General features: G+C 37.2%; 19 protein-coding genes and 1 pseudogene. 2 read left to right on the top strand and 18 right to left on the bottom strand.

What is annotated here, in order from left to right; translation table 11 throughout:
• Positions 1-3: 3 nt before the first annotated feature.
• The 5 genes from sucA to ACRPLY_RS13430 all read right to left on the bottom strand — a co-directional run bounded on the left by sucA (position 4) and on the right by ACRPLY_RS13430 (position 7,032).
• Positions 4-2,865 (bottom strand): 2-oxoglutarate dehydrogenase E1 component, encoded by a 2,862-nt coding sequence (sucA, locus tag ACRPLY_RS13450; RefSeq protein ID WP_033579402.1) that lies wholly within the window; start codon positions 2,863-2,865, stop codon positions 4-6.
• 364 nt (positions 2,866-3,229) lie between these two features.
• The gene (locus ACRPLY_RS13445; RefSeq protein WP_028412866.1) at positions 3,230-3,817 is read right to left on the bottom strand and encodes a PadR family transcriptional regulator; all 588 of its coding nucleotides are present in this window, start codon (positions 3,815-3,817) and stop codon (positions 3,230-3,232) included.
• A 66-nt stretch (positions 3,818-3,883) separates the two neighbouring features.
• Positions 3,884-5,428 carry an MDR family MFS transporter gene (locus tag ACRPLY_RS13440; RefSeq protein ID WP_325077521.1) on the bottom strand — a complete coding sequence of 515 codons (1,545 nt, stop codon included), beginning with the start codon at positions 5,426-5,428 and terminating at the stop codon, positions 3,884-3,886.
• Between the two features lie 139 nt (positions 5,429-5,567).
• Positions 5,568-6,014, bottom strand: a complete 447-nt coding sequence (locus ACRPLY_RS13435; protein ID WP_325077522.1) for an OsmC family protein — start codon at positions 6,012-6,014, stop codon at positions 5,568-5,570.
• A 121-nt stretch (positions 6,015-6,135) separates the two neighbouring features.
• Positions 6,136-7,032 carry an NAD-dependent epimerase/dehydratase family protein gene (locus ACRPLY_RS13430; RefSeq protein ID WP_028412863.1) on the bottom strand — a complete coding sequence of 299 codons (897 nt, stop codon included), beginning with the start codon at positions 7,030-7,032 and terminating at the stop codon, positions 6,136-6,138.
• Between the two features lie 165 nt (positions 7,033-7,197).
• On the opposite strand from ACRPLY_RS13430, the gene ACRPLY_RS13425 reads away from it, so the two are divergent.
• A complete protein-coding gene (locus tag ACRPLY_RS13425; RefSeq protein ID WP_325077523.1) occupies positions 7,198-8,418 on the top strand; it encodes a DUF418 domain-containing protein in 1,221 nt (406 codons plus the stop codon).
• 41 nt (positions 8,419-8,459) lie between these two features.
• Here ACRPLY_RS13425 and ACRPLY_RS13420 read toward each other — a convergent pair whose 3' ends face one another.
• From ACRPLY_RS13420 to ACRPLY_RS13410, 3 genes are all read right to left on the bottom strand, one after another.
• Positions 8,460-8,918, bottom strand: coding sequence for a hypothetical protein (locus ACRPLY_RS13420; RefSeq protein WP_033579407.1), 459 nt, complete (start codon positions 8,916-8,918; stop codon positions 8,460-8,462).
• Positions 8,919-9,242: 324 nt separating this feature from the next.
• A complete protein-coding gene (locus ACRPLY_RS13415; RefSeq protein ID WP_013057601.1) occupies positions 9,243-9,533 on the bottom strand; it encodes a hypothetical protein in 291 nt (96 codons plus the stop codon).
• 93 nt (positions 9,534-9,626) lie between these two features.
• Positions 9,627-10,115, bottom strand: a complete 489-nt coding sequence (locus tag ACRPLY_RS13410; protein WP_325077524.1) for a GyrI-like domain-containing protein — start codon at positions 10,113-10,115, stop codon at positions 9,627-9,629.
• A gap of 222 nt (positions 10,116-10,337) precedes the next feature.
• Here ACRPLY_RS13410 and ACRPLY_RS13405 point away from each other — a divergent pair, with 222 nt between their 5' ends.
• On the top strand, positions 10,338-10,625 hold the full coding sequence (locus tag ACRPLY_RS13405) for a hypothetical protein (RefSeq protein ID WP_028412858.1): 288 nt from the start codon (positions 10,338-10,340) through the stop codon (positions 10,623-10,625).
• Positions 10,626-10,635: 10 nt separating this feature from the next.
• On the opposite strand, the gene ACRPLY_RS13400 is transcribed toward ACRPLY_RS13405, so the two are convergent.
• The 10 genes and pseudogenes from ACRPLY_RS13400 to ACRPLY_RS13355 all read right to left on the bottom strand — a co-directional run bounded on the left by ACRPLY_RS13400 (position 10,636) and on the right by ACRPLY_RS13355 (position 20,549).
• Positions 10,636-11,910 (bottom strand): FtsW/RodA/SpoVE family cell cycle protein, encoded by a 1,275-nt coding sequence (locus tag ACRPLY_RS13400; protein ID WP_033579409.1) that lies wholly within the window; start codon positions 11,908-11,910, stop codon positions 10,636-10,638.
• The gene (locus ACRPLY_RS13395) at positions 11,907-12,305 is read right to left on the bottom strand and encodes a PadR family transcriptional regulator (protein WP_325077525.1); all 399 of its coding nucleotides are present in this window, start codon (positions 12,303-12,305) and stop codon (positions 11,907-11,909) included. The genes ACRPLY_RS13400 and ACRPLY_RS13395 overlap by 4 nt, the downstream gene beginning before the upstream one ends.
• A 1-nt stretch (position 12,306) precedes the next feature.
• Complete coding sequence (locus tag ACRPLY_RS13390) at positions 12,307-12,843, bottom strand: sigma-70 family RNA polymerase sigma factor (RefSeq protein ID WP_325077526.1); 537 nt, start codon at positions 12,841-12,843, stop codon at positions 12,307-12,309.
• Positions 12,844-12,964: 121 nt separating this feature from the next.
• On the bottom strand, positions 12,965-14,062 hold the full coding sequence (locus ACRPLY_RS13385) for an acyltransferase (RefSeq protein WP_028412857.1): 1,098 nt from the start codon (positions 14,060-14,062) through the stop codon (positions 12,965-12,967).
• A 216-nt stretch (positions 14,063-14,278) separates the two neighbouring features.
• On the bottom strand, positions 14,279-14,959 hold the full coding sequence (locus tag ACRPLY_RS13380; protein ID WP_223546143.1) for a hypothetical protein: 681 nt from the start codon (positions 14,957-14,959) through the stop codon (positions 14,279-14,281).
• A gap of 527 nt (positions 14,960-15,486) precedes the next feature.
• Positions 15,487-15,675, bottom strand: a pseudogene (locus ACRPLY_RS13375) (ABC transporter ATP-binding protein); the annotation flags it as partial.
• Positions 15,676-15,947: 272 nt separating this feature from the next.
• Complete coding sequence (locus tag ACRPLY_RS13370) at positions 15,948-16,310, bottom strand: P-II family nitrogen regulator (protein WP_013057611.1); 363 nt, start codon at positions 16,308-16,310, stop codon at positions 15,948-15,950.
• A 14-nt stretch (positions 16,311-16,324) separates the two neighbouring features.
• Positions 16,325-17,551, bottom strand: a complete 1,227-nt coding sequence (locus ACRPLY_RS13365) for an ammonium transporter (protein WP_028412855.1) — start codon at positions 17,549-17,551, stop codon at positions 16,325-16,327.
• Positions 17,552-17,817: 266 nt separating this feature from the next.
• The gene (locus tag ACRPLY_RS13360; RefSeq protein WP_432231884.1) at positions 17,818-19,356 is read right to left on the bottom strand and encodes an AbgT family transporter; all 1,539 of its coding nucleotides are present in this window, start codon (positions 19,354-19,356) and stop codon (positions 17,818-17,820) included.
• 230 nt (positions 19,357-19,586) lie between these two features.
• Complete coding sequence (locus ACRPLY_RS13355) at positions 19,587-20,549, bottom strand: class F sortase (RefSeq protein WP_325077528.1); 963 nt, start codon at positions 20,547-20,549, stop codon at positions 19,587-19,589.
• Between the last annotated feature and the right edge of the window lie 17 nt (positions 20,550-20,566).

Genomic DNA, 20,566 nt, shown 5'->3' with positions numbered 1-20,566 from the left:
TCCTTATCGTGTAACAACGTCGTTAGCAATTTCATTTTTAGTTAATGCATCTTGTAAAATACGTTCTTGTTCTTGTCTGTGAACTGTTGGATCTCCTTCAGCTGGACTTGAGCGTCTTGTGCGGCCGATGTAGTCAACAGTAGCTCCTTCTGGTGCTACTTCACGCAGTCGATCTTCTACATAGTTCCATGCGCCCATGTTTTCAGGCTCTTCTTGTAACCAGACAATCTCTTTTAAATTTTTATAGCGAGCAAAGATTTCAGCAATTACGCGTCTTGGGAACGGATAAATTTGTTCTAGACGAAGAACGTGTAGCCAATCTTTATCATCTTCTGCTTTGTTTAAGCGTTCCGTTAACTCACTGCTGATTTTTCCGCTGCACAGAACGATTCGTTCAACTGCATCTTCTTTTTTGCCTAATCCAGGCTGTTCTACTACTAAGCGGAAAGAGCCCTTTGTAAACTCTTCAAGGTTTGACACACTAAAAGCATTACGAAGCAAACTTTTTGGTGTCATAACTACTAGCGGTCTCACTTCTTCGCGCTGTAAAATGGCAGCTTGTCGTCGAAGTAAGTGGAAATATTGCGCAGCGCTTGTTACGTTTGCGATTGTCCAGTTGTTTTCTCCAGCTAGCTGTAAATAACGTTCTAGACGAGCGCTTGAGTGTTCTGGCCCTTGACCTTCATGGCCGTGTGGCAGCAATAAGACCATTCCAGATTTTTGTCCCCACTTAGCACGACCTGCTGCAATAAACTGGTCAATAATAACTTGACCTGCATTGGCAAAATCACCGAATTGTGCTTCCCAAAGAACAAGCGTTTCAGGAGCAAATACATTATAGCCGTATTCAAATCCAAGCACTGAACCTTCAGATAATGGACTGTTACGAATATCAAAGGAAGCGCTTACGTTCTTCATTGCGTGTAGTGGTGAGTAAACATCCCCTGTCTTATGATCATGAAGAACAAGATGTCTATGTGCAAACGTACCACGTTCAGAATCTTGGCCTGTAATACGAATTGGCGTGCCGTCTCTTAAAATCGTAGCAAATGCAAATGCCTCACCCAATGACCAATCTACGCTTTCATTTTCTTCAAACGCTTTGGCACGTTTAGATAAGATGCGATCAAGTTTTGGAAATACGTTAAATCCTTCAGGGTATTTCACTAGCTCTTGATTCACTTCAAACAGCTCTTCTTTTGTAACAGATGTATCAATATCTGAAATTCCTTTGAAGACTGCTTGTGGCATTTCCATAATTCTATGTTGTTTTTCAGCTTTTGGTGGTACTTTCTCATAAGCTGCTTTTAACTTCGCTTGTAACTCTTCATTAATTTGATCTGCTTGACCGCTTTGAATAACGTTTTGTTCTTCGAGCTGCTTTGCATACATAGCACGAACGGTTGGACGTTTTGTCACAATTTCATACATCTTCGGCTGCGTTACAGACGGTTCATCCATTTCATTGTGGCCAAATCGACGGTATCCAATTAAATCAATCAAGAAATCTTTGTTAAAACGTCTGCGATACTCATAAGCAAAGTAAGCAGCAGCTAGACAGGCTTCCGGATCATCCGCATTTACGTGAACGATTGGAATTTCAAACCCTTTTGCTAAGTCACTTGCATATTTTGTTGAACGAGAATCGACGCTTTCTGTTGTAAATCCAATCATATTGTTAGCAATAATGTGGATTGTTCCACCTGTTTGATAACCAGTCAATTGATTTAAGTTCAGCGTTTCTTGTACAATACCTTCACCAGGGAACGCAGCATCTCCGTGAATTAAAATCGCGAACGATTTTTTTACATCTTGTTTCGGGTATCCATTCACATCACGCTCATCTTGAGCCGCTCTTGTAAACCCTTCCACAACCGGATTAACAAACTCCAAGTGACTAGGGTTACTAGCCAATGTCAAACGAGCTCGAACTGTGTTCTCTGCTTTAATTTGTTTGTCGGCACCCAGGTGATATTTTACGTCTCCCGTCCAGCCGTAGTTGATACCGATTGAACCTTCTGAAGGAACTAATTCCTTGTTAGGCGCATGCTGGAATTCCGCAAAAATCATTTCATACGGCTTGCCTAATACGTGTGCTAATACATTTAAACGTCCACGGTGAGCCATACCGATATTAACCGTTTTTGGGCTTGTTTCCACTGAGCGTGCAATCAGTTCATCTACAAGTGGAATTAACATATCTACGCCTTCAATAGAAAAGCGTTTTTGTCCGACAAATGTACGATGTAAAAATTGTTCAAAGCCTTCTACTTCTGTTAAACGCTTTAATACAGAAGTTCTTTTCTCATTTGAAAGAGGTTGGAAAATAGCACCTGACTCGACCATATCAGTCAGCCACTTATTCTCTTCCATGTTATGTACGTGATGGAATTCAAACGCAATGGTTTTTGTGTAGACATCTGTTAAATAGTTAATTGCGTCTAAACCATTTTTGACGTGTGATGGCGCATTCGTACATAAAATATCAACCGGAATTGATTTTAAATCTTCTTGCGTTAAATTGTAATCTTCCAAGTGAAGCAAGACAGGATCTTTCTTCTCGCTTTCAAGAGGCTTAATTGACGCGTATAGATGACCATAAGCACGGATGTTTTCCGCTAGCTTAATAGCCGATGCAATTTTAGATGTGTTAGCTGAAGGTGCAGCCTGTGCGTATTCAGCTTGCTGAACCTGCTCACTTTCGTTTAATGGAGGAGCACCCCAATAATCAAATAATTCTTTTAAGTCTGGATCTACTAGATCTGACTGCTCTTCATATAACTCATACTGTTCTAATACATAGCCGTAGTTCGGACCCAAAAATCCTTGCCAAGGCTCCCCTCTATTCGACGTTTCGTTACCCATGATAAAACCCCCAACGAGTTATAATAATTGTCGTACTCAACAATCTTTCCATTTTGAATGTCGATTACCTTATCGTCTGACATCTTTACAACGAGTGATAAATCTCACTGCGTGTGTATCTGATATCTGCTTATATTTTACCACTCTTTTACTCGTCAATCAAAATGAAATCGCTATATTTCTTTAATTTTTTTTACTTTTTTAATAGTCTTACTACTTTTTGAAAGCGTTTTATAAGTAAAGCTGATTAAAGGTCGAATCAGGTGTTAATTAATTGTTATTGACCTAGCTTTTGGCAAAATTAAATTGCTTGAAATATATTTTATGACTATTTAAAAAAAGAAGCAGTGTTTTGCTTCTTTTTTTAAAACTCATCTACGATTTTTTCAACGTCTTTAAAATAACCATCATCTACTTCTGTAAGCTTGCTGCTTTTCGCCGCTTCGAGTAAATGAGTGAACCAAGTTAGTTCTACTTTCAAATGCATAATGGTGCGCATAATGATCGACAGATTTGCAATGGAATGATCCACCTTTTTAACTTGGTACAAATTTTGCATTTTTTCTAAATAAGCTGCCGTTTCCTCAATCTTTTTTTCTAAAGCAGAAGCCACTTTTTTTTGATCCACGTAAGAAGTAAATGAAAGAGCAGCATAAACAGGTCTATGCATATGCTCTTTTTTTAACAGCTGTTCAAAATAAAGGCGTTCAAATTCTTCTCTTCCTGCATCCGTGATAGAATAAACGGTCTTTTCAGGTCTGTTCGTCTCTCGAATCACATCGACTACTTTCACCAACTGATCTTTTTCGAGCGTATCAAAAGCGTAATATAAAGAACCGCTTGCAAGTTTAATATAGTGCTTCATTTGTCTTTCATTAATGGTTTGCTGAATTTCATAAGGGTGCTTATTTCCTTCCATTAATAAGCCCAGTATGACTAATTTAACACTCATAACACCTTTCACCTCTTGACATGCATCTTATTTAGTAAAAAAAGCACGAATAAATTCGTGCCTTTTCTATTTTTGAGCTGCCGGTTCCTTAGCTTCTACCCGCTTTTTAGGGGGAACTTCCACTCGTTCATTTCCCATTAAAAAGACAGTAATAATAGCTACTGCAATTGGAATAAGAGCAAGCATAAATGCATACGTGATCGATGTAGACATAGCATCAACAATCTTATCTAATATTTGAGGCGGAATGCTGTTTCGGGCACTTGATTGAAAAACTGCACTCGGATCTCCTATTTGAGAAAATGCTCCTTGTGATCCATTTCCCATACCTTGAAAATTGCGCTGCAGCTCATTTGTAAATGTATTGCTTTGAATCGTTCCAAAAATCGTAACTCCCAGCGTCATTCCTAAAGAACGAGCAAATGAGTTTGTTGAGTTGGCAGAACCTCTAAACTGTGGATCTAGCTTATGAGTTGACGACGTTGGTAAAAGAGAAAAGCTAAACCCTACGCCAAATCCAGTCAAAATCATAAATACCGTGAGCATCCAACGAGGTGTATCAGGTTCCATTGTTCCTAACAAGAACATTCCTACTGCAAATGAAAAAACGGACATAATCATCAAGTTTCGGAAGCTTGTTTTTGTGAGAAAAATCCCGCCGATCGCACTTCCTGCTACTGAGCCTAACATCATCGGAGTTAAAATTAAACCTGCATTTGTAGCAGAACCTCCGTAGACAGCTTGAACGAAAATAGGAATAAATACCGTTAAAATAATAAACGTTGCTCCGTATAAGAAAGCGAGAATTTGTGATGTTGCAAATAAACGGCGCTTGAACATCCAAAATGAAATAATCGGCTCTTGCGCGCGCTTTTCCACAAAAAAGAAGAGTGACAGCGCCACAGCAAAGATAGCAAAAAGAGATAAAATTTGCGGAGAAGACCACTCATACTCTTTTCCTCCAAGTTCAAGAGCAAACATTAAACTTACTACTGAAATGACAAGAGTGGCTGCACCAGCCCAGTCAATTTTTTGCTTTTTATGACTTTTTGACTCTTTATAAAAGCGCATAATAAAAAATAACGATAAAAGTCCAATTGGCACGTTCACGTAAAACACCCAGTGCCAGTTGATGTATTCCGTAATGTAAGCACCGAGAAGTGGACCAAATACGCTTGCTGAGCCAAAAACGGCACCTAATAATCCCGTCATTTTCCCTCGTTTTTCAGGAGGGAAAATATCAAATACGATGGTAAAAGCAATCGGAAGAAGCGCTCCTCCTCCAATTCCTTGAATCGCTCGGTAAATACTTAGCTGCACAATGCTTTGTGCTAAACCACACAATGCAGATCCAAGTAAGAATACGGTTAACCCAAAAATAAAAAACCGTTTACGGCCGTACATATCAGATAGTTTACCAAATATCGGCATACCTGCCATCACGGCAACCATATAAGCGGACGTAACCCAAACAAACTTATCTAATCCGCCTAGATCAGAAATGATTTTCCCCATAGCCGTCGCTACGATGGTATTATCCATGGCTGACATAAAAATACCGAGCAGCAATCCTGCTACGATAAAACGAATATGTTTTTCTGATGAAACCATTTCAGTTCCTCCTTTCGCGTCATCTTTTTGATGAACAGAAATGATAGCTACTTAAATTATTATATTCAAATTTGAGTATTTTACAATCTTAAATGTGCTATTTTTTAGAAATAAACATAACAAAAGCGTAATGGATTCATTACGCTTTTACTGTGAGCTGAGGTTCTAATTCGATCTCTACATTTCCTTGAATGGCTCTTGAAATCATACAGGACGTTTCTGCTTTTTTTATAAGTCGATTGATTTTCTCTTCTTGGGCCGCAAATTCAGGTGTGACGATCACGTGAGGTTTATGAATGATTTTTTCGTACGTAAACACACCATTCGTTACGTCCACGATAGCTTCTGATTCCATCGTTAAAGCCTCCTGATGGATTCCACTTCTTTCTAGCATCGCTGCAAGCGTGATAATGTAGCAGGTGGCTGCTGCTCCTAGCAGCATTTCATCTGGATTTGTCCCGGCTCCTGGCCCGTCCATTTCTGGTGGAATAGAAATGTTTGTTTTTAATTGCTCTGCTTCAATTGTTCCCACTTCATTTCGGCCTCCTGGCCAATTTGCTTGCAAATGAAAGTGATGTTTTGCCATAGTGTATCCTTCTTTCTTCTATATAATGATGTATACTTAGCGTACCTTTTTTGCTCATAAAATAAAAATGTTCTGCTTGTAACAGCAAAAAGACTGCTAAACGTGCAGTCTTTGTTGTTCTCTAACTTAAAGGTACTTTCTTTTCGCTTTCAACGACAGTTTTGATTAATGAAGGCAGCCAGTCCTGCAGGTTCGTAAATGAATATCCCCAAAAGCTAGCTTTTTCATTGCTCATCGTCCAAGAATGATCTACTCCGTACGGAGAACTATTTTCATCCGTTAAACGAGAGGTTGTTCTTGCTGTTTTATCCGCTGCTTGTTCAATATATGAAAATAAATTTTTGAGTGAAATGGTACCATTTGAACAAGCGTTAATCGGCCCTTTTAGCTTCTGTTCTGCACACCAAACTAAAAATTCACCTGCTTCTTCCTGTGAAATGAAGTTCATTTCTGCTTCAATAGCCGGTACACCAATTTCTTCTCCATGCATAATTTTTTCTATGTGAAAACGCAAGCGGTCCGTATAATCATCTTTTCCCATAACAATTGGAAAACGGACAGCTGTTACCGAAAACGGTGCTTTTTGAAAGAATACTGCCTCGGCTTGGCGTTTTCCTTCTTGATAGGAAATATTTTCACGGCGTGTATATGAAATAGGATACTTGTATGGATCAAAATCTTCTTCATAACACGTTTTTTCTAAAGAACCATATACTGAAAGAGTCGAGGTAAGTACATAGTGACTCGTACTATGACGAAAAGCTTCAACAGCAACAGCTGCGCCGTGTGAAGAATAGCATATTTGATCGAAGATAACATCCCATTTTCTTCCTCTTGTTGTTTCGATTACAGAATCTTTTTCTACACGATCAAGAAAAATTCGCTCAACTCGGTCGCCGAAATCATCCGGTGTTTTACCTCGCGTTGCTAACGTAACCTGTACTCCTTTAGAAAGCAATGTCTGAACTAAATTTTTTCCGAAAAAACGCGTTCCACCTAACACAAGTGCTGTTTTCATCTTTTTCTCCACCTTTCATATTTGATATGGGTGACCATACCATTATTATCCAACTTTTTCATCCATAAAGCTATGAATCTTTCCGCTTATTTTTTTGTACTTCCACCTATTTTTTCGCCACTGTCGTGTTAAGATGTACATATCTAACCAAAAGGAGCGACAGCGATGAATCCTTCTCCACTTCCCCTTAACGAACGTCTTGTTATTCTTGATATTATTCGGGGCATTGCTTTGCTGGGCATTTTTTTAGTGAATATACCGGCTTTTACTTCTCCGATATTTATTTTCCAGCTGTACAATGTTTCTTATAAGTATGAAGGAATAGATGCTTATATTGATTTATTCTTGCAGCTATTTGTCCAAGGGAAGTTTTTTACCATCTTTTCTTTTTTGTTTGGACTTGGATGCGGAATTTTTTTGCATAGAGCTGAAGAAAAGCAGTACTTTGCCGCTGCTTTATGGGCAAGAAGAATGGCTTCTTTGCTATTAATCGGGCTTTTTCATCTTGTCTTTTTCTGGTATGGAGACATTTTGCATGTGTATGCTATTGGCGGTTTTTTATTATTCTTTTTTTACAATCGAAAAGCTAAGACGATTTTGCTGTGGGCAATAGGCTTGCTATGCTTTTTTTATCTTTTGGCTTGTATGCAGTTTTTTACTCCAGCACACGTCTTGCAGGAGGCTCAGTGGGAGTATAAAGCTTTACATGAACATGTCTTAACCCAATATTTATCCACATACAGGCAAGCAGACTATTTATCTTGGCTGTTTTATCGTTTGAATGTTGAAGTGGTGCCTATGCTATTAAATCTACCGTTTTCTATCTTTCCCGTATTTTCTATGTTGTTATTTGGCTTATATACGGCTAAAAAAGGATCGGTACATAATATCGAACAAAATCGTTCTTTTTTCAAGAAAATTCAGTCAATAACAGGCGCAGCAGGTTTCACTTTAACTATTATTCTGGCCATGCTAAAAACAGAGATTTTAAGATACGAACTCTATCAGCAGGCGGCCATTCACCTTTTTACAAGTTTGAGCGGCATTTTTCTATGTTTTTTTTATCTTACCACCTTACTGTTATTCCTGCAATTTTCTCCTTACGCTTCAATGCTGGGTCTTTTTAAGTATAGTGGAACAATGGCATTAACAACTTACCTTAGCCAAACTTTAATTTGCCTGTGGATGGTTCGAGTCTTTGGTTTATACGGAACTCTTACCTTAATGGAAAGCACGGTTATTTGTCTCATCATCTATACACTCCAGCTTTTTCTTAATAAGTGGTGGCTTTATTATTTCTATTACGGTCCGTGTGAATGGTTATGGCGGAGCTTTACATACCGATCTCTCCCGCCTCTCAGGCGGAATAGAAAAGCTTCAGCTTAACAGCAAATCGGCCTTCAAGGTTGAAAGCCGATTTGTCTCCTTTACTGCAAAGGCGGTATAGTTATTCGTTTAATTCCATTTGTCTCAAACTCTCGTATATAATCCATTTCTCGATGAAAAATTTGCATAAAAACTTCATTTTTTATTTCTTTAGTGGGTCCTATTTGCTCTATCACATCTCGTTTAGCCATGCGATAGGCTAGCGCTTCCCAAAACACTTCGTTATCGTATTCTCCAATAATATCTTGAAGAGAATCTTCATGTTCTTCTGTAAACATAACCTCACTGTTTAGCGTGTGAAAAGGTCCTTTTTCAAGGAAAGGCTCTGCGTGTGAAAACATTTGTTTTTCTACATCCGTATATTCCTGTGCATGCTCATCTTCCACTCCAGAACATGCTGTGACCATCCAGTTACCTAAATAAATTAAATCAAGCAGTTGAAAAAAGTGCGTTTCAGATAGTTGAAGTTCAATATCGTTTTTTACAGGAGCTTTTGACATAAGCGCGGATCTCTCCTTTAATTTTGAGGGTAGTTGCTACTAAATAAAATAGCTAAAAGGGTTAATATGCAGGCTAGCAGGAAAACTGAAGAAATGGCTTCACCTCTTTTCTGTAGTGTAAAAATAGAGGTACTGACATCCAAAGAAGTGAATACGAAGGGTGTAAACTTATCATAATCGAAATAAAGACAAGATACAAGACTTTTTTACTAAATTTTCTGACTATTTTCGTCATAAATACCTATTTTTGTTTTGTTTATACTAGAAAGGTCCGAAATTTGTGTGCTGAGCTGTTCAAAATAAAAAAGCGCTGAACCAGGCGCTTTAACGGTGTAAAAAAATAGATAAACCAATAAAAAAAGCAGCTAAAATAAAATCAAAAATCCATTGCCACTTCTCACGTTTTAACAATACGTGCTCTACCCCTGATAACAGCGAACTTATACTAACCAAAACAAAAATAAAGCTTAATTGGTTAAACGAAAATTTAGTGACAAAATTTGATACAAGTATGACTGCTACGGTGATGAACAGTGCCATTTGACTTATAAGTACCCATTTAATTCTCTGTTTATATCCGTCTTTTAAAGCTTGTAATAAATCGTTGCTGATCACTCTCACTAAACCCCTTTTGTATTCCTATCGTCAAAAGTAAGAACGCAGCAAAAAACGCTTATCTGCATCTTAACTACTTAGCAAAACTAGCTATTAAATCGAAACATAAATATCAACTTGACTGCACTCAGGATCAATACAGCGTTCATCATATAATTCAAAGTCTATTTTATAGGCACGATGATTTTTTCTAGCCCACTCGCGAATATAAGCCCAAGCCTCTACTACTACCTGTCTAGCTGGCCCAACAGCTGTTGTAAACACCATATATTCACCTTCTGGGATGATGAACTCTCTCATATCATCTTTGAGTTCGCCGCCAGGTAAAACTTCATATCCTAGAGCAAATGTAAAATCCATTTTTTGATTATATTCAAATTCTGTATAAAGAGCAAATGTATTACCATTTACTTTATTGGCGATTTTATTAGCTAACTGTTGTTTATAAAAAGTCTGCCAGTGCTCAGGAATAAGACCTGTGCCCGTTTCTTCCACAGGTTCATCTGTTCGAATAGGCACTCCTACAACAGTAAATTCATTTACCTTGACTACTTTTTGACTTACGACTAAGTCAGTCAACATATTGAGCCCCCTTAATTCTTCTTTTTCTGTAGTTACAATGAGGGAAATACTTCTTAATATGCATTTTATTTGTATTCAAAGAAAACGTCAACCTTTTATGCAAATCCCTTAACGAAGGGGCTGAAGATCATTCTTCTAAACTATAAAAAAAACGATTCTATTTTCTTTGTACACATCATACGTATAAGATACCCCTAATTTACAATAGAGTGAGGTAAAAAAATGAAGATCATTGAACTTGCCGAATTCATTAAAACAAGTAAAAAAACAACTAAACTTGCTCTCTCCTCTTCTACAGTACAGTATACATTAGAAACAGATGATTTGAAAATTGAATTAAAAACAGGCGGCACGAATAAGCGAATCGTGTTTTTTCGCATCTTCTTAAAAGGAACGTACAAGGATTGGATTTGTTATCACCGGAACGAACATCATATTTACGAATTGTATCAAAATATTCCTTTATCTCCTAAAATGCAAAAGCAGCTTTTGTATGCTATTGCATCATAAAAGAGCTGGCTTAGTTAGCCAGCTCTTTTATCGGTATATCTTTTGTTTTATATATACTAAGCACAATGCCAATGAACACCGCATTTGCAATTGTGGGACCCATACCATAACTTATAAATGGCAACCATACACCCATAATTGGGAGGAGATTAAACGACATACCTAAATTATAAAGCAACTGAAATGCATACACGCTTACGCTTCCGGAAACAAGCATTTTTCCAAACGGATCGCGAATCTGTTTAATTAACAGTATCATTTTTACTAATAAAGCACTCAACACTAGCATAATAAAAATTGAAATTCCCCAGCCGTAGGCATAGGTCAAACCTGCATATACAAATTCTGTGTCGATTCCACCTATTCGGTATCCCTCTGATGGATTAGCTTGAGGAAGCCACTCAGCTTGATGGAACAGGCGAGAAAGATGTACAGGGACGTAGCCTGCCCCTGCTGGATCTTTCCCTAGATGCAACACAATTGATAGACGACTTAAGTAATAAGAGCTTCCTGAAAGGAGCAGCATAACGGCTATAATTATAAACAGTGTGAGCAGAAACAACAAAGTGATCTTTTTAGCATGTTTACGAGCACTAAATATAAACATAGAAGCGATCATGATGATGTACATCATCACATTAGGAATACTAGTTAAACGCCCGTATAAGACTATGGTTAAAATAAATAGTACTGCCATAATGGGAACGTTACATGACCTACGTTGTAAAATATATCCCCAACCTATTAAATAAAATATTAAAATGAAATTTAAATCTAGGCTAAAAAAAGATAGGTTTACTACGGTTGTACCTTGAACGTTTGGTTGAATCCTTTCTGGCAATATATGCAGATTAAATACTACAAGGAGGAGTGTAGGAGCTATAAATGCTACCCACCCCCACTCTCTCCACTTGCGGTAGTTTTGAAAAGCACATACTGCTGTCAGGGCTAGTCCAATTAATGCAGTAATAAGTTTGGTTTCCATTGATATAGATGAACCTAGCTTAATTGTCAACATTCCTAAGCCTAACGCTGCAACAAATAATGAAACTAAGATCCAATCAATCTTTGTGCGGTATAGCTTTTGAAAGCGTCTGCTTAGTTCCGCTGAACTGCCCATTTGTTCAACAGCTTTTTTTTCAGCTTCCTCTTGAGAAACACCGCGCTGAATAGATTCTCGTTCTAAGTTTTTAATATGGGTATCAAGCTCTTGATACACTGCTTCTTTTGCTTCTTTATGTTTTATTTCTTGAGTAATTGACTGTAAAAATTCTTCTTTTTTCATTGTCCTCCTCCTAATAACCCTTGAAGGACAAAAGCTGATCGTTGACTTCCATTTTCTAAGCTTTTCATTACCTTTTTACCTTTACTATTCAGCTGATAGTATTTCTTCTGATCATCTTTCCAGCGGCTTGTTACGTATGATTTTTGCTCAAGCTGATGCAGCAGAATGTACACAAACCCTTCTTGTTCATCAAACTCTTGAATTCCTCTACTCCGTAGTTTTTGAACAAGTTCTATTCCATTTTTTTCAACTGACAGAAGCTGTAGCGCTGGCAGTAAAATGTTTTCTTGTTTTATTTTTCGCTTAATAGCTTGCTTGTGCTTGTCAGTAAACTGCAGGTTTTGGAATACAGATTGCTTCATTGAGCCTTTTAGATGACGTAATCTTTCATCCATATTAGCCCTCCTCTATCATTTGTTTTAACAATTCTTTTCCACGCCGTAATCGTGTTTTAATCGTATTAGAATTAATAGATAAAAGCTCAGCTATTTCTTTAATTGTGTATTCTTCGAAATAATGCAGATAAATGAGTTCTCTATACTTTAATGGAAGACTCATTACAGTTTGAACCAATTCTTCAGACTCCTCTTTTTTTACCATTTCTTCTTCGATCATTTCTTTGCTTGATTCAAAAATCGTATGTATATGTTCTGTAAATTGCATTTTTCGCACGTACCAACTTTTTAAATAATCTTTGCAGTGATTAATAGCAATGCGCCATAACCAAGTTTTCAAACTAGATTGCTTAGAATACGTAGAAAGAGAATTATAAAACTTCACAAAAATTTCTTGTGTCAAATCCTCACTAACAGTAGAATTTCGCACGTAAGAATATACAAGCTCCAAGATGGATTGACCATATTCATTCATAGCCTCTTCTAAAAGAATTTCATACTCTTCTTGCTCTACTAATGCAAATAGCAAATCGTTCACTTCACTCACCTCTTTTTCAATACATTAGACGAAGCTCAAGCTAATTAGGTTTTAAATTACTCATTTTTTATCAAAAAAACACCGGAAGCTTTGGGGTCAGTCCCTTGCTCCGGTGCTTTTCTTATTTATGCTGTAGCTTTGTAAACGAATGTTTGTGCGGCTTTGCATGTAATTTTCCCTTTGTCCATTGAATCCCTCTGTATAAATAGTACGAGCACCAAAAAACTGCTGGGACGATAAGTACATATGCGACGATACTATTTGTAAAGAAAGAAGAATCTATGGAACGAAGCAATCGATAGGTCTCATTTAATATACATATATGCACGACATAAATGCCAACTGAATTTTTCCCAACCTTTGAGAAAAACGAGTTTTTGCCAAGGCTTGGACTGCTTAATACGAATAAAAACAATGATGCTGATAAAAAGATCGTAGAAATAAAATAGTCTCCGGGCTTGCTGTGCTGGATATTAACCAACCAGTAGCGCTCGGCGATCTCTAACGCTGAAAACACAAAAAAGCTGGCTAAATAAATCATGGGCCTTACGTTTAATACTGACAGAATTTGCTTACCATAAAGGGCAAACATAGCTCCTAATACTGTATAGAACAAACCAAAGAACAAGGCATCTCTTGTTTGAAAAGAAAGTGGAAAAAATAAAGAATAAGACTGTCCAAATAACCCAGTTACATATAATACGGTGCTGATAAGCATTAATAAACCGATCTTTTTCCATCTTTGAAATAAGAAAACGATAACAACAGCCCAAATTAACGCAATCAAGTACCAAAGCTGAAATCCACTTGTGTCACTTCCATAATAAAAGATATCTTTGAATGTGATGGATGATGTTAAATAATCAGCTACTGCATCTTTTCGCTCTGCTAATGTTCCGTGGTTTTGAAATAAGCGCAGAACTACACCAAACAATAAATAAAAGATGAACCAACATGCATAAAGCTTTGAAATATTCCACGTGTATTTTTTTAAGTATACAGAAGGTTTTGGATGTTTTTGAATTTTATTCGTAAACAAATACCCTGATACAATAAAGAAAAAAGGAACCGCGAATCGTGCAAATGTGTCAACAATGACATCTAGCACATTTTCCTGGTTCCCTAAAAAGAAATCGTCATGTGATGGATTAACATGAATACAAACCACAAACACTGTAGCAAAAAACTTAATAAAATCAATTGAATAATTACGTTCCATCTTGTTGTCAGCTCCTTAAAATAAACTCGAGCTCTATTTTAGCATAATTATCCAAACGAAAAAGACATTTTGGTAAAATTAACCTTATAGTCATGGAAAAATTTTCTTAACTTCCAATATTCTAGTCTTGTTTACTTGTATGATGTCTTTCAATATTCCAAATAAATGATTCTAAAGAACTACAAAACAAAAAACAGATTACCGGTAACCTGTTTTTTAAATTAACATTTTCCATGCAAACTTATTATCTTGTTTAATATCGATTTCTTTTTCATGCAAAGCCTGCACATGCTGTTTAATTTGTTTGAGAAACAGCATTACTTCTCCGCTTGATACGGCAGCTGAGTTGAGAGATAACGAATGTTTTTTAGCAATTTTTAATTCCTCTGTTTCCACTGAAATACTTACGTGGCGAAATAAGTGCCAAGGGTAATAAACTGTTTTAAAAGATTTTGAGAAATAAATTCCTTTAGAACAAACGGTAATCCCCTCGGTTTTTTGAAGAGGATATGTATTTAAATGAGCTACAATTTTTTCTTTTGCAGGTAAATAGAGCCTGTTTCGCATCTCTTTTTCAACTTCTTCACATAGTTGTCCTGCTACCGACAACACATCTTTTGGATCAGGTGTTTGATGAATTTGAAAAGATGAACAAATAGAAGTTAATTCTTTTGAGGATACACATGGATATATATAGTCTTGACACATATATTCATGGGAATGAGTGCGAATAAATTTCTTGATTTTTTTTAATAGAGATACTAGCTTTCTAGCTGAGTAATCGTTTTGATTGACTTGAAATTTCTCCACGTCATTAAAACAAATCATTTCTTCTTTTCGAATGGTAATGGATTGAATGTTAGCGAAATCTTCCCATAACATTTTTCCTTTTTTCATCCCCCTGCTTTTCCAGTAAATCCCCTTATTTGTAAAGCAAATTCCCCTTTTATCTAGGCCCGCTATAAAAGAGCTGTGTAAATACGCAATTATTTTTTCTTGGGGCTGAAACTGAAAGTATTTGCTAGCCATTTTTTTGTAGAAACTAGGTATTTGCATTACATAAAATTGACTTTCTCTATAGATTAAGCATAAGTCAGTCAAATAATTAGTTTTCAGCGTCGCCACGCTCTCACTTCCTTTTTGAGTGTAAATAACCGTACCCATTTTTTTCTATTACTTTATAAACGTTTTTTGATGAAAAAAGTTTCAACTTTTTTTGTTTTTTATGAAAAAGCTTTAAATTGAAGCATTCCTTTCATCTAGGAGGTTATCTAATTACTCACTTATTCAATAATCTTATTTTAAACGTTCCCTACTTAATTAAGAAACTAAACCAGATAATAGCAATGCTTCCCTGCTTTATCCAAATCATCCCCTGTGAACAAAAATAAACCGCAGCGTTAAAACGCGATGCGGTTTGTTTTTTAAGCTAAATAAGTTTCTTTTATTTTTTCATTGTGAATTAATTCTGGTCCTTTTCCTTGCAGAATAATTTCTCCAGTTTGAATCACGTAGCCTCGGTGCGCGATTTGCAGTGCTTGATAAGCGTTTTGTTCAACGAGCAAAATGGTCATTCCGCTTTTATTTAATTCCATAATAATCTCGAATATCTTTGTAAAAAATGTTATTTCTGGAAACGATGAAAAAGATTACTGTTTATGTACCCCTTTTTTCTCGCAATCTTTCATAATAGATTCAATCTCATATACAAAGAGAAGCTGAAAAAATAAAAATATAGTTATTTTCTACAATATACTCTTTGGCTGTATATATAACAAAAAAGCATGTCACCATAAGGAAACATGCCTTGTAACTACTCAACCTAAAAAAAAGGTGCATATTATGCACCTTTTTATGACCCTTTGTTTTCCGCTTCTCCCCGAGTTTAACTATTGTTTCGTAATGCCTGTGATCCCTCTTCCCCTGTTCGGATCTTAATCGCATTTTTTAATTCATAGATAAATATTTTCCCATCTCCAGGCTGACCTGTATTTAGTACTTTTCTTGCTTTATCAACAACGTCGGATACGGGAACTTCGCATACAACAATTTCCACTTTAATTCGGGCGTGCATATTGTCTTGTTTTTTGACCCCCCTGTAAAGTTCCGTAATGCCTTTTTGCAATCCGCATCCTAACGCATCTGTAACCGTAATACCGCTCACGCCAATTTTTGCTAGTTCTTGCTTAAGCTCTTCAAACTTTGAAGGGCGCGTAATAATTTCAATTTTTGTTAAAACATCACTCACTGTGCCCACCCCTTTTACATATTCGATTCGTGATACGCTCTTTCACCGTGTAGCGTAATATCAAGCCCGAGCGTTTCTTCTTCTTGTGTTGCGCGTAGAGATACTACCAACCCAACCACTTTAACAATAATGAAGGTAGCGATGCCGACAAATAGATACGTTGCTACGATAGCCACCAGCTGTTTCCATAGTAGACTTGGGTCTCCGTAGAATAAACCATTTGCGCCGGCATCATTTACAGAAGTTGTGGCAAATAAACCCGTTGCGATACCTCCCCATGTTCCCCCAATACCGTGAAGACCAAATGCATCTAACGCATCGTCGTAACCGATTTTCTTTTTAAGCGAGAAGATACCCCAGAAACAAACTGCTCCGCCGATAAAACCAATTACAATAGAAGCAAACGGTGTAACGAATCCACAAGCTGGTGTAATAGCTACAAGTCCAGCAATCGCTCCCGAAACGGCTCCAAGCAGCGTAGGCTTTTTATTAATAATCCACTCTACTACAAGCCAGCCGATAATTCCTGTTGCTGCCGCTGTATTCGTGTTAATGAAAGCCGTCATTGCAACGCTGTTAATAGTTAAGGAACTTCCAACGTTAAATCCAAACCACCCGAACCAAATCAGCATTCCGCCTAAAAGAGTTAGCGGTAAATTGTGAGGTGCTGCAGCATCGGCATTTTTTCGTTTTCCAACAACAAGAGCTAGAATTAATCCTGCTACACCTGATGAAATGTGAACGACGTTTCCGCCAGCAAAGTCAATAGCTCCTAGTTCACGAAGCCATCCGCCAACTCCCCAAACCCAGTGTGCAACGGGTGCATATACAAATAATGACCATAGGATAGCAAATAAGATAAATGCTGAAAACTTCATGCGCTCTGCAAAAGCACCCGAGATAATAGCTACTGTTAACACAGCAAATGTTAGTTGAAACATCATAAACATGTTATGCGGGATCGTTGCGCTGTAGTCCCCGTTTGGAGTGAATCCAACGCCTTTTAATCCCACCCAGTCCAAGTTTCCAATAAAAGCATTGCCACCGGTCGAAAATGCTAACGAATAGCCAGCTACTATCCAAAGAACAGATATGACAGCTAATGAACCTACGCTATACATCGCGGTACTTAACATGTTTTTACTTCGAACCATGCCTCCGTAAAACAATGCAATAGCTGGTGTCATAATCCAAACCAATAATGCTGAAAAAAACATAAATACTGAATCGCCCATTTGCATGATGATTTCCCCCTTAAGTACGAATAAATAACCCCTAAATTTAATGTTAGATTATATAACATGTTTTGTTATGTTTACTATCATATTTGATTTATATGTATTTAGCAACTACTTTTTGCAAATTTATTCAGAAAATTTTTGTTTTTTTATCCTCTTTTCTTTTTGTTATTTATTCTCCTATGTACACATAAGCTGAAATATCATTTATAAGTGTTAGAATTTCTAACATAAAAAATCCTCTTCTTGGAGTAGAAGAGGATTTTTCTTTACAAATACATATATACACCTGGTCCTAGAGGAATACCGAATACAGCAAAAACAATCAACATTATAATCCAAATTCCTAAGAAGGCTAAAGTATAAGGAAGCATAAGTGAAATGATGGTTCCAAGCCCTGCTTTTGGCTCGTATTCTTTCATAAAGGCTAAAATGACAATCATGTATGGATTTAAAGGAGTGATTACATTGGTAGACGAATCTGCTATTCGGTAAGCTGCTTGAATAAATCCAGGGTTGTACCCTAACAGCATGAACAATGGAATAAAAATAGGTGCTTCTAGTGCCCATTGAGCAGAGCCGCTGAAAATAAGAAGATTCAGCAGAGCTGTTAAAAATACAAAACCAATTACAACGGGAAAGCCTGTTAGATGTAATGCATTCAATATATCCGCTCCTTCTACTGCGATCCACGTTCCAAGATTCGTCCAATTAAAGTAGGCAATAAATTGAGCAGCCGCAAAAATAAGGACGATGTAGCTTGCCATATCTTTCATCGAATCGGTCATATAACCAGGTACATCTCTAGAACTTTTGATTTTCCCTACTGTTATTCCATAAACGGAGCCAACTACCACAAAAAACAGCAGCGTAATCGGAATGATACCATCTAAAAAAGGAGATGGAACAATTCCACCGTCTTCATTTCGTAGAGGAGAGTTGGGCCAAAATAAGAAAACAGCTAGTACAACGACATAAATACATGCAGCAACGATACTGTTTTTTAATCCTCTTGCTTCTACCTCACTAATTTCACCAAAATCATTGCGTTTTTTTCCTTTATAATTACCCAGTCTAGGTTCTACAATCTTTTCAGTGACGATCGCTCCTATAATAGTTAAAACAAATACAGAAGCCGCCATGAAGTACCAGTTCGCTGCAGGACTGACAGCAGCGCTTGGGTCAATTGTTTTAGCAGCTTCAGTAGAAATGCCCGATAACAATCCATCGGTTCCGGATATGATAAGATTCGCTGTAAAGCCTGATCCCACCCCAGCAAATCCTGCCGCTAATCCAGCAAGCGGGTGCCTTCCTACTGTATAAAATATCATTGCTGCAAGCGGAGGAACGATGACAAAAGCAGCATCTGCCGCTAAGTTGGCCATAATTCCTGTAAAAACGATGGCGTATGTAATAAGAGCTTTTGGAGCATTTAAAATCGTTTTCTTTATGGCCACTTCAAGCAGACCTACTTTTTCTGCAAGTCCGACTCCAAGCATCATAGCAAGTACAAGTCCTAGGGGCTTAAATTCAGTGAAATTGGTCAGCATCGATGTTAAGATATACTGAATACCTTCATGCGACAACAAACTGTTAATTGGAAGAGTCTTATTAGTACCAGGATGGACCACTGTTACTCCCATACTATTAATAGCAACAGACGCTAATACGATAATAAGCGCTAAGCATACAAACAAAATAAAAGGATCAGGTAGTTTGTTTCCGAATGCTTCTACTCTTCCTAATAGTTTGTCTAGAAAGGTTGTTGGATGTGGTTTTTGCTCTGTTTGCAAATTAGGTTGTGCCATACTTTCTCTCCCTTTTCTTTTAGATTCTTTTTGTTTTTTTCCTTTTAATTACCAAAAAGACTATTAGTACATAATAATCTGAATATTTATATTATTCAAGTATTATTTTTAAGGAATTTTTATTTATCTATTAAAACTAATAGCATTTAGATAAATAGAAAGCCAGAAGAGATCTTTTGAATCGACAATCAAAAATAACAAAAAGCTCTCCGTTTGAAGAGAGCTTTTTGTTATTTCGCTATACTAGATGGGGCAGACTCTTTTCCTGACTCGTTAACAGCTGTTACATAATAACGAGACTGAGATGCGTCGGAGTCGGCAAAGCTTTTTCGCTCAAATTCCGAAACGCTGCCAATATGGACAAATGTTCCGCCTGGGTTCTTTTTATAAATTCGGTAACCGATAATATTGCCTTCTCGTACCGCGTACCACGTAAGCAAATTACCGCTCATCTTTACATGTGTGGGAGGTTGTGGTGCAGTTGCTTCACGCTCCAATTCTTTTGCTTGGTCAGCTTTTAGTTCTGTATATACAACTAACCTCTCTTGATGGGTTCCTTCCCCACGGTCAAACGTGCCTGTACACGTAATTAGATTTAAATTACGTTTGTTGCTGTACCCAAAAATTTCGTTTAAAGGTGCCTTATCTCGCGGATAGCTTTTTGTACGTTTAACAACAAAGGTAAGCGTGGTCCCCTGTGCATCTCTTACGGTAATTTCATCGTCTTTTTTTAAGTTTTTTAGATTGTAAAAGACGGCAGGACCGGTTTTACTGTCTACGTGTCCTGCTAGTACAGCATTTCCTTTTACGCCAGGTTTAGCTCCTGGTTCAAACCAAGCAACTCCATTTTCTGTAGATGGCGCTGCCATTTCACCGCTGTCTAATAATCCTACTTGTTCAATTGAAGCCTCCACATGAATAGCTGGAATGGACACTTTTGCAGGAATGATTCCTTTGAATTCTTTGTTTAACTGTTTGGCTTCTGTTTTATGCTTTTTTAATACAGCAAATTCTTCTTCAAGCGTTACCCGGCTTTTTAAATCCTTTGATTGTGCTTCTTTTTCTTTTTGCTTAGCTGCATTCTGTTGCTTCATTTCTTTTGCTTCTACCATTTGTTCTTTAAAATATAGTCCGCCGCTAACAAGCAGGACTAAACTTAATATACAGTAGGCGAGAACAATCGCTTTTTTCACATCGTCACCTCGTTTCA

It is taken from the genome of Priestia sp. TGN 0903 (assembly GCF_050846855.1).
In the GTDB taxonomy this organism is placed as follows: domain Bacteria; phylum Bacillota; class Bacilli; order Bacillales; family Bacillaceae_H; genus Priestia; species Priestia zanthoxyli.
The sequence above is the reverse complement of the archived record's forward strand: the minus strand, read 5'-3'. Positions and strand labels throughout refer to the sequence as shown.